Below are 8182 nucleotides of genomic sequence, written 5' to 3' on the forward strand. Positions count from 1 at the left end.
TGCAGGGATCATACGTGCCAGACCGTTCATCACCAACACGCAAGCTGTCGCAGAATCCTACAAAAGCGCTGTGACTAGCTGTTTTTTTATAACAGCTTTTTACAGAGCATAGTCATCGCCAGGTAATCAGTGCCCGGCTTCAGGCTCGCGGGTGATGGCAACTTGCGTAGCATCATCGAGTTGACGGTTGCGCCGCAGCTTTAGTTCGCTAATTACGACAGCGATGACGATCAACAACCCGCCGAGCAGTGCGATGCCGGGCAGGCGCTCGCCGGCCAAGCGCCCGACGATACCGGCCCAGACAGGCTCGCCGGCATAGATCAGGGTGGCGCGGGTAGGCGAGACTGACTGCTGTGCCCAGTTCATCGCCACCTGGATCACCGCACTCATCACACCAAGGCCCAGGGCGCTCAGCAGCAACAGCCAGGAAAAGTCTGGCAGACGCTCCTGGGTCGGTACGATCATCAAAAATGCCAGCAGCGACGCAGTCGCCAATTGCACCACCGTGACCCGGCGTACATCGACCTGGCCTGCGAACCGACTGATCAGAATGATCTCCGCAGCGATCGCCACCGCACTCACCAAGGTCACCATCTCGCCTTCGCTGAAGTGCAGGCCGCCGCCTTCTGGCCCAGCCAGCAGCATCAGGCCGATGAAGGCCAAGCAGATGCCGATGCTTGGCATCAGGCCCGGGCGGCGGCCTAGCACCAGCCATTGCAGCAGCGGCACGAACGGCACGTAAAGTGCGGTAATGAACGCCGATTGGCTGCTGCTGATGGTTTGCAATCCCATGGTCTGCAGGCCGTAGCCGAGCATGATGGCAACGCCGATCAGCAGGCCAGCCTTGAGTTCGGTGAAGGTCAGGCCGGAGAGTGCCCGCGCCGAGGCCAGGCCGACGAACAAGGCAGCGGCCGCGAAGCGCAGGCCGACGAAGAACATCGGACCGCTCACGGCCATGACGTTGTGCACCAACAGGAATGTCCCGCCCCACAACATGGTGATGAACACCAGCACCCATTCTGCCTTGCTCAGGCGGAACGAGACGGTGGTTGTCGGGCGGCTGCTGGCTGGCTTCATGTTCTTGCGCACTCGCTGAACGCGGCGCACAATCGCCGCAAAGTGCGCAGTATACTGCGCAGCCCTGGCATGTGAGCAATATAGTGCACAAAGATTCCGCCCACCGCGCCTCGGTATTGCAACACGTCAGCCTCAATGTACGGAGCCTGCGCAATGCTGCGGGGATGAGCCAGAGCGCGCTGGCCGAGCGCTCGGGGGTCAGTCGGCGCATGCTGGTCGCCATCGAGGCGGGCGAGAAGAACGTCAGCCTGACCACCCTCGACCTGATCGCCGAAGCGCTGGGTGTGGCCTTCAGTACGTTGATCCAGGCGCCGGATCAGCGCGACCCTGGCCGTATCGATGAACTGGCCTGGGCTGGCGAGCACCCATTGAGCCGGGCCACGCTGCTGGCCAGTAGCAGCGCCCGACGTGAGGTAGAAATCTGGGAGTGGCGCCTGGCGCCAGGTGAGTGTTACACCAGCGAAGCGGATGCCGAGGGTTGGCACGAGCAGATTTACGTGGCCGAAGGCCAGTTGACGCTCATCATCGAAGGCATCGAGCATGCGCTGGCAGCCGGCCATTTCCATGTATTTGCCAGCAACTGTCGCTATGCCTATCGCAATGATCAGGCAGTGCCCGTGCGCTTCGTGCGCAACGTGGTGATCTGAAGTCGCTCAAAGGTGCGGCCCTGGCCCCTCGTCAGCCAGGCGATCCTGACAGTTGCGCAGCGGGCACTCTTTGAGCGACATGCAGCCGCAGCCAATGCAGCCATCGAGTTGGTCACGCAGCCTGAGCAGCTTATCGATGCGACGGTTCAGGTCTTCACGCCAGCGCGCCGAGAGCTGTTGCCAGTCCTGCGCAGTGGGGGTGTGGTCGAGAGGCAACGCGGCGAGCGCGCAGGCGATTTCCGCCAAGGGAATGCCAAGGCGCTGCGCCATCTTGACCACTGCTACGCGGCGCAGCATCGCCCTGGGGTAGCGGCGCTGGTTTCCCGCATTACGCGTGCTGCTGATCAGACCTTTGGTTTCATAGAAGTGCAGTGCGGTGACGGCAACGCCACTGCGCGCAGCCAGTTGGCCCACGGTGAGTAGCTTATCGGCAGCGGCGGACATTGGTTTGGGCATAGAGGGACAATAGAGCGCTTGACCTTGAGTTAACTCGAGGTTTTACCCTGCTGGACATTCTCAAGCAAGCGCGTTCAGCCAGGAGACCTGCCATGACGGCCATGCCTAACGCTTTGTGGTTCACCCAGATGATCGAATATCACGTCCCTGCTTGCCGCCAGGAGTCCCTGGCCCAGGCACTGGCAACCCGCAGCGAGCAACTGGCCTCCCGCTGTCCTGGCCTGCAAGGGGTGAGCATACAGGCCAGCGATGATGGCAGCCGTGTGCTGCAATGCTTGCAGTGGCAATCGCGTCAGGCCTGGGAGGCTTCAGCGCAGTGCTTCAGCGACGAGCCGTTCTTGCAGCTGCTCAGGCAGAACCAAGCCCATGGGGTCAATTTCGCGGCGTTCCAGGCCCTGCGCAGCCTGGTGCGCAGCAGCGATGGCGGCTTGCACTGCCAGTTGAGCCCCAATCACGCCTAGCTCAGGCATACCAGGGCGCGTAGTGCGGGTAGCGGTCCAGGCGTGCGCCGATCACCATCTCGCTGATCCAGGCGGCCAGGATCGAGCTGTAGGCTTTTTGACTCTGCTCACTGGACAACGCGTGGTCGGCGCCGTCGACGATGCGATGGGTGAGCGAATGGGCGTTGACGAAGGCTGAGCGATAGTTCATCAGCGTGGCGTGCGGTACGTAATCGTCCTGCTCGGATTCGACCAGCAATACGTCGCCTGCGAACTCAGCGCAGGCTGCCAGCGCTCGGTTATCGGCCGGGCCAAGCGTGCTTTGCCGGTAGACGTTCAGGCGCTGGCGATCAAGCCCCTGTTTGGGCATGTTCCATTCGTCGTCCCAGTACATCGCCGGCACGCGCAGGGCCAGCCAACGCACCGGCCGCTGCAAGGTCAGCAAGGTAGCCAGGTAGCCGCCGTAGCTGCTGCCAATTACGGCAATGGCGTCGCTGTCCACGGCCGGATGGCTGAGCAGGCGGTCATAGGCGACCAGCAGGTCCTGCAGGTTCTGCTCGCGGGTGACGGTCAGGCGCTGGCTTTCGGTCTTCTCATGGCCGCGCAGGTCGAAAGTCATGCACACGCAGCCCAGGCCGGTGATGTGTCGGGCGCGGGCCAGGTCGCGCTGCTGGCTACCGCCCCAGCCATGCACGAATAGAATCCCTGGCATCTTGCTGCCAGGGCTTACCAGCGTGCCGACGATGCTGTCATTTTCGACTTGCAGTTCAACCGTTTCACTCTGAATGCTCATGCTGGCCGATGCGCGCGTACTTGCTGAATTGTCCGAGTTCACTGTCGTTTCCTTGATAGAAGAGGGTGGCATCGCTGGGCAGGGAAACCTGCGCAAAGATCTCATGGGTCGAAGCCTTCACGCGCAGCAGTGTCGGGTCGCTGGCAAACGCCTGCAGGGCCAGCATTTCCGCGCTGCTTGCCCCGCCCAGTCGCCAGGACTGTTCCAGCACACCGCTGCGAACCTGACCGTTGGCGGTGGTGCCGCGGGCGATGTCGTAATTGCGCCGGCTGGCGAGGAAACCTGGGAAGTGCTGTTCGGCAGCCGCCTCATAGACCATGGCCTGGTTGATCGCCAGGCGTAGATGCTCTTCGAGGGGCAACTGCAGCAAGGCGTCATAGCCGCCACGCACCACGGCCAGAGACGAGCCGCCGTACACTGACATGCCCTGGTGGTCGTGGGTCAGGTGCTGAATGCCGTGATAACTGCAGGTCAAGCCTGCGACCCTCACCTGGCCGACGCTGAAAGTCTCGACATCGTGTAGATCTTCCTCAAGCACCAGGCCGTAGAGCGCCAGCGTGCTGTCGTCCATTTCGCCAAGCAGTGGCTCGAGCTCTGCGGCCTGCGTGATCACGCACTGCCCGCGCCCCGCCGTGGCCAGTACCGGTTTCACCCGCACTGGCCCTTCAGGCAGCAGCAATTGCACGGCGCGTCGAGCATCGGCCTTGCTGAACACGCTGTAGCCGCGCAGCAAGGCATCGCTGGCCTGGCGAGCGAATCCGTCCGTCCAGCCGGGTGGCATTACCGCATCGGCAGGCAGTGGGTGAGAGATGGCCTTGGTGGCCATGTACGGCTGGGCGACCAAGCCGCCAAACAGGTCTGCCTCACTATGAATGCCTAGTGCGGCATAGCGCTCGGGGCCGACCAGGGTTGAAGTGGGCAGGTAGTAGTAGCGCCCGTTGATGTCGCCCGGCAGTGCGTTGAGCACCTGATCGCAGCCGAGCAAGCAGGCCAGTCGCTCGGCGATCTTCAGGTGCACGGCACGCTCGTGCTCCGGGGTGTGCTCGCGCGTATCGAGCAAGATGACGGCAGTCTTGCGGTCGTTGACATTGGCCATGCGCACCTGCTTGCTGTCGGTGAATGTACAGTTGTGAAGCGCCCGTCGACGGTTAGTTCAGCGGTAAACGACTGATGGCGTGTGCGAGCTTGGCCCCAGGCCTTGATCGACACCGTTGCGACGACGGGGCGGCTGCTCCATTATTTAGCGCACCAGAACACCACGATGGATTGCCAGGAGTGCGCATGAACGTTCAGACCACCGGAGTACAGACTGTGCCGGAGCGCTTGGCGCGGGTGCGTGAGGTCATGGCGCGGGAAGGCCTTGACGCTCTGCTGGTGCCCTCGGCCGACCCACATCTGTCCGAGTACCTGCCGGGTTTCTGGCAAGGGCGGCAGTGGTTGTCTGGCTTCGAGGGCTCGGTCGGCACGCTGGTGGTCACTGCTGCGTTCGCCGGCGTCTGGGTCGATAGCCGCTATTGGGAGCAGGCTGAGCGAGAACTGGCCGGGAGCGGTATCGCCTTGATGAAGCTGGCGCCCGGTAAGCCCGGAGCGCTCGAATGGCTGGGCGAGCACACGCCGGTCAATGGCGCTGTGGCAGTCGATGGCGCCGTGATGGCTTTGTCTGCGGCGCGCCAGCTCGAAGCTCGGCTACAGGCGCGCGGATCGCGCTTGGTCACCCACCAGGATGTGCTCGGTGAGGTGTGGCAGGGGCGCCCGGCGCTGCCGAGCAATCCGGTGTATCAGCATCTGCCGCCGCACGCCACGATCAACCGAGCGGAAAAACTGGCCCAGTTGCGTCGTACCCTGGAAGAGCGTGGCGCCGATTGGCACTTTATCGCCACACTCGATGACATCGCCTGGCTGTTCAATTTGCGTGGCAGCGACGTCTCTTACAACCCGGTGTTCCTGGCCTTCGCATTGGTCGGCAAAGAGCAGGCGCTACTGTTCGTGGGCGCCGATAAGCTCGATGGGCATCTGCGCCACGTGCTGGAAGTCGACGGTATCGAGGTGCGCGACTATGCGGCAGTGCAACAGGCGTTGGCGGAGCTGGCACCCGGCAGCCGTTTGCTGCTCGATCCGGCGCGCGTGACCTGTGGCTCGGTAAGCACGCTGCCCAAGCAGGTGCAGCTGGTTGAAGGGCTCAATCCGACGACCTTGAGCAAGTCACGCAAGACTCATCTGGAGCTCGCGCATGTTCGCCAGGCGATGGAGCAAGATGGCGCGGCGTTGTGCGAATTCTTTGCCTGGCTCGAAGCTCATCAAGGCCAGGAAGTCATCACTGAGCTGACCATCGACGAGCAGCTCAGCGCCGCCCGGGCGCGCCGCCCGGGCTTTGTCTCGCTCAGTTTTGCCACCATTGCCGCTTTCAATGCCAACGGCGCGATGCCGCACTATCGCGCAACCGAGCGCGCCCATGCAGTGATCGAAGGTGACGGCTTGTTGTTGATCGACTCCGGCGGGCAGTACCTGGGAGGTACCACCGACATCACCCGCATGGTCCCGGTGGGCACGCCGAGTGTCGAACAGAAACAAGATTGCACGCGGGTGCTCAAGGGCATGATTGCGCTGTCCCGTGCGCGTTTCCCGAAAGGCATTCTCTCACCGCTGCTCGACGCCATCGCTCGGGCACCGATCTGGGCTGATCAGGTGGATTACGGTCACGGCACCGGCCATGGCGTCGGTTATTTCATGAATGTGCACGAAGGGCCTCAGGTCATTGCCTACCAGGCGCCATCCACGCCGCAAACGGCAATGCAGGTTGGCATGATCAGCTCTATCGAGCCTGGCACTTACCGGCCAGGGTCGTGGGGCGTCAGGATCGAGAACCTGGTGGTCAACCGCGAATCAGGTGCCAGCGCCTTTGGCGAGTTTCTCGACTTCGAAACCCTGACGCTGTGCCCAATCGATACCCGCTGCCTGCTCGCCGAGCGGCTGACCGAAGAGGAGCGAGACTGGCTCAATCACTACCACGCAACGGTGCGCGAGCGCTTGTCGCCACTGCTGCAGGGTGACGCCCTGGCGTGGCTGCAATCGCGTACGGCTGCGATTTGAGCGAGCGCTTCCTAAGCGGCAGTTTAAAAGGAAGGGCAGCCAGTGGCTGCCCTTGATGTTATTTGCAGATGACGATCATGCTGCGGCTGGTGTAACCGGCAGGATTGATGCCGAACAGGTAGTCCCCCGCCTCGGCGTCGGTGTCCCCCGAACGGGCAATCACCTTGTACCCGCGCGAGCTACAGGAACTGGCGGCCTTGCTGTAGCACTTGTCCCACGAAGAAGACAGACCTGAGCAGTTGATGTGCAGGCCTTTCTTACCTTTTTTGACCTCAGTCTTGGCCGTAGCGGCACATCCGGCAATGGCCAAGACGGCCAGGATGAGCAAAATTCGTTTCATTCCTGTCCTTATATGCAGGGCGTGACTGCTGTCTGACCCTGTCGTTATGGCTTCGTTCTTCCTGAATTTCCCCGGCATCCATTCGTGCAGTGCGATCGTTGAGCGATGATGATCTTCGCCACAGCTTAATCAGCAGGCCAGGCTGCGACAATCCTTATCTCGTTGCGGTGGCCAATCGCTTGCCGATCAATCCGCGACAACCGCAGGGGTGGCTTTGCGGCCCATGGACAGTGTGGCTCCCACGGATGCTGCGATGATGGCTGCGATTGCCAGCCACTGCGTGGTGCTCAATACCTCGCCGAGAAACACCAGGCCCGACAACGCACCGATGGCCGGTTCGATGCTCATCAAGGTGCCGAACGTGCGAGCGGGCATGCGTGTGAGGGCGACCATTTCCAAGCTGTAGGGTAACGCGGTCGACAGCACCGCAACGGCCAGGGCCAGTGGAATGACCGCAGGAGTGAGCAATGCGCTGCCGGCGTGCACGATGCCGATCGGTGCGACGAATAATGCCGCGACCACAACGCCCAGTGCTGCGCTCTGGATCCCGTGCTCGGCGCCTGCGCGCTGGCCGAATAGAATGTACAGCGCCCAGCAGACGCCGGCGCCAAGCGCGTAGGCAGCACCGACCAGGTCCACCGGTTGCCCGCCATGGCCTACCGGGAGCAGCAAGAGCAGGCCCGCCACTGCAAGCGCAATCCACAGGAAGTCCAGCGCGCGGCGCGAGCCGAACAGCGCCACGGCCAGGGGGCCTGTGAATTCGAGGGCGACGGCGATGCCCAGTGGCGTCGTCTGCAAGGACATATAAAAGAGGAAATTCATCCCACCCAATGCCATGCCGTAGATGACGACGTTACGCAGCGTGCTGGCGGTCATGCGTACACGCCATGGGCGCAGCACCAGCAGCATGATGACGCTAGCGAAAATCAGGCGCAGGGTGGTGGTGCCTTGGGCACCGATCATGGGAAACATGGTCTTTGCCAGCGACGCGCCCGATTGAATCGAGGCCATGGCAATGAGCAGCAGGCCGATAGGGAAAAGCATGGCGGCCAGGCTGCGGGGCTTGTTGTTCATTTAGCGATGACATTCCTGAGGGGCGAGTGTGCAATATAGTGCGCAAATGGCGGAGTGGGGCGCAAGGACGGGAATGGACTAATATATGAAGTTAAAGGTTGACGCCCTCTCGAATCCCCTTATAATGCGCCCCACTTCCAGCGACAACGGAACGAGAAACTCCTTGAGATTCAACGAGTTAGATTGTTCAAGCGGTGCTGGAGGCGCTTCGATCGTCAGATCGGCAGCGGTTGAGATGAATGGTTGACAGCGGTTTTAAACGCTG

The 8182-nt window shown here is 62.0% G+C and carries 9 protein-coding genes; 3 read left to right on the forward strand and 6 right to left on the reverse strand.

Translation table 11 applies throughout. The features are described 5' to 3' along the window. Positions 1 to 126: 126 nt before the first annotated feature. Entirely contained in the window at positions 127 to 1077 is a 951-nt protein-coding gene (locus ACLEJW_RS14230; protein WP_313297942.1) for a DMT family transporter, read from the reverse strand. A gap of 83 nt (positions 1078 to 1160) precedes the next feature. On the opposite strand from ACLEJW_RS14230, the gene ACLEJW_RS14235 reads away from it, so the two are divergent. After that, positions 1161 to 1724, forward strand: a complete 564-nt coding sequence (locus tag ACLEJW_RS14235; RefSeq protein ID WP_313297939.1) for a helix-turn-helix domain-containing protein — start codon at positions 1161 to 1163, stop codon at positions 1722 to 1724. Between the two features lie 6 nt (positions 1725 to 1730). On the opposite strand, the gene soxR is transcribed toward ACLEJW_RS14235, so the two are convergent. Beyond that, complete coding sequence (gene soxR / locus ACLEJW_RS14240) at positions 1731 to 2180, reverse strand: redox-sensitive transcriptional activator SoxR (protein WP_313297936.1); 450 nt, start codon at positions 2178 to 2180, stop codon at positions 1731 to 1733. A 92-nt stretch (positions 2181 to 2272) separates the two neighbouring features. Here soxR and ACLEJW_RS14245 point away from each other — a divergent pair, with 92 nt between their 5' ends. Continuing rightward, complete coding sequence (locus ACLEJW_RS14245) at positions 2273 to 2641, forward strand: antibiotic biosynthesis monooxygenase (RefSeq protein ID WP_145188763.1); 369 nt, start codon at positions 2273 to 2275, stop codon at positions 2639 to 2641. A gap of 1 nt (position 2642) precedes the next feature. Here ACLEJW_RS14245 and ACLEJW_RS14250 read toward each other — a convergent pair whose 3' ends face one another. After that, positions 2643 to 3413, reverse strand: coding sequence for an alpha/beta hydrolase family protein (locus tag ACLEJW_RS14250; protein WP_313297928.1), 771 nt, complete (start codon positions 3411 to 3413; stop codon positions 2643 to 2645). Then, on the reverse strand, positions 3397 to 4509 hold the full coding sequence (locus ACLEJW_RS14255; RefSeq protein WP_313297926.1) for a DUF3182 family protein: 1113 nt from the start codon (positions 4507 to 4509) through the stop codon (positions 3397 to 3399). The genes ACLEJW_RS14250 and ACLEJW_RS14255 overlap by 17 nt, the downstream gene beginning before the upstream one ends. A 185-nt stretch (positions 4510 to 4694) precedes the next feature. On the opposite strand from ACLEJW_RS14255, the gene ACLEJW_RS14260 reads away from it, so the two are divergent. Continuing rightward, on the forward strand, positions 4695 to 6503 hold the full coding sequence (locus ACLEJW_RS14260; protein ID WP_440777778.1) for an aminopeptidase P family protein: 1809 nt from the start codon (positions 4695 to 4697) through the stop codon (positions 6501 to 6503). Positions 6504 to 6561: 58 nt separating this feature from the next. On the opposite strand, the gene ACLEJW_RS14265 is transcribed toward ACLEJW_RS14260, so the two are convergent. Further along, positions 6562 to 6843, reverse strand: a complete 282-nt coding sequence (locus ACLEJW_RS14265; RefSeq protein ID WP_145188752.1) for a hypothetical protein — start codon at positions 6841 to 6843, stop codon at positions 6562 to 6564. 186 nt (positions 6844 to 7029) lie between these two features. After that, on the reverse strand, positions 7030 to 7917 hold the full coding sequence (gene rhtA / locus ACLEJW_RS14270) for a threonine/homoserine exporter RhtA (RefSeq protein WP_145188749.1): 888 nt from the start codon (positions 7915 to 7917) through the stop codon (positions 7030 to 7032). Between the last annotated feature and the right edge of the window lie 265 nt (positions 7918 to 8182).

The organism is Pseudomonas sp. SMSB3 (assembly GCF_052041965.1).
GTDB lineage: Bacteria > Pseudomonadota > Gammaproteobacteria > Pseudomonadales > Pseudomonadaceae > Aquipseudomonas.

What these genes read in the sequence shown, in the direction of transcription:
- ACLEJW_RS14250 (WP_313297928.1), bottom strand. Translation starts at nt 3,413, where the DNA reads ATGAGCATTCAGAGTGAAACGGTTGAACTGCAAGTCGAAAATGACAGC.
- ACLEJW_RS14230 (WP_313297942.1), bottom strand. Translation starts at nt 1,077, where the DNA reads ATGAAGCCAGCCAGCAGCCGCCCGACAACCACCGTCTCGTTCCGCCTG.
- ACLEJW_RS14255 (WP_313297926.1), bottom strand. Translation starts at nt 4,509, where the DNA reads ATGGCCAATGTCAACGACCGCAAGACTGCCGTCATCTTGCTCGATACG.
- soxR (WP_313297936.1), bottom strand. Translation starts at nt 2,180, where the DNA reads ATGCCCAAACCAATGTCCGCCGCTGCCGATAAGCTACTCACCGTGGGC.
- ACLEJW_RS14245 (WP_145188763.1), top strand. Translation starts at nt 2,273, where the DNA reads ATGACGGCCATGCCTAACGCTTTGTGGTTCACCCAGATGATCGAATAT.
- ACLEJW_RS14265 (WP_145188752.1), bottom strand. Translation starts at nt 6,843, where the DNA reads ATGAAACGAATTTTGCTCATCCTGGCCGTCTTGGCCATTGCCGGATGT.
- rhtA (WP_145188749.1), bottom strand. Translation starts at nt 7,917, where the DNA reads ATGAACAACAAGCCCCGCAGCCTGGCCGCCATGCTTTTCCCTATCGGC.
- ACLEJW_RS14260 (WP_440777778.1), top strand. Translation starts at nt 4,695, where the DNA reads ATGAACGTTCAGACCACCGGAGTACAGACTGTGCCGGAGCGCTTGGCG.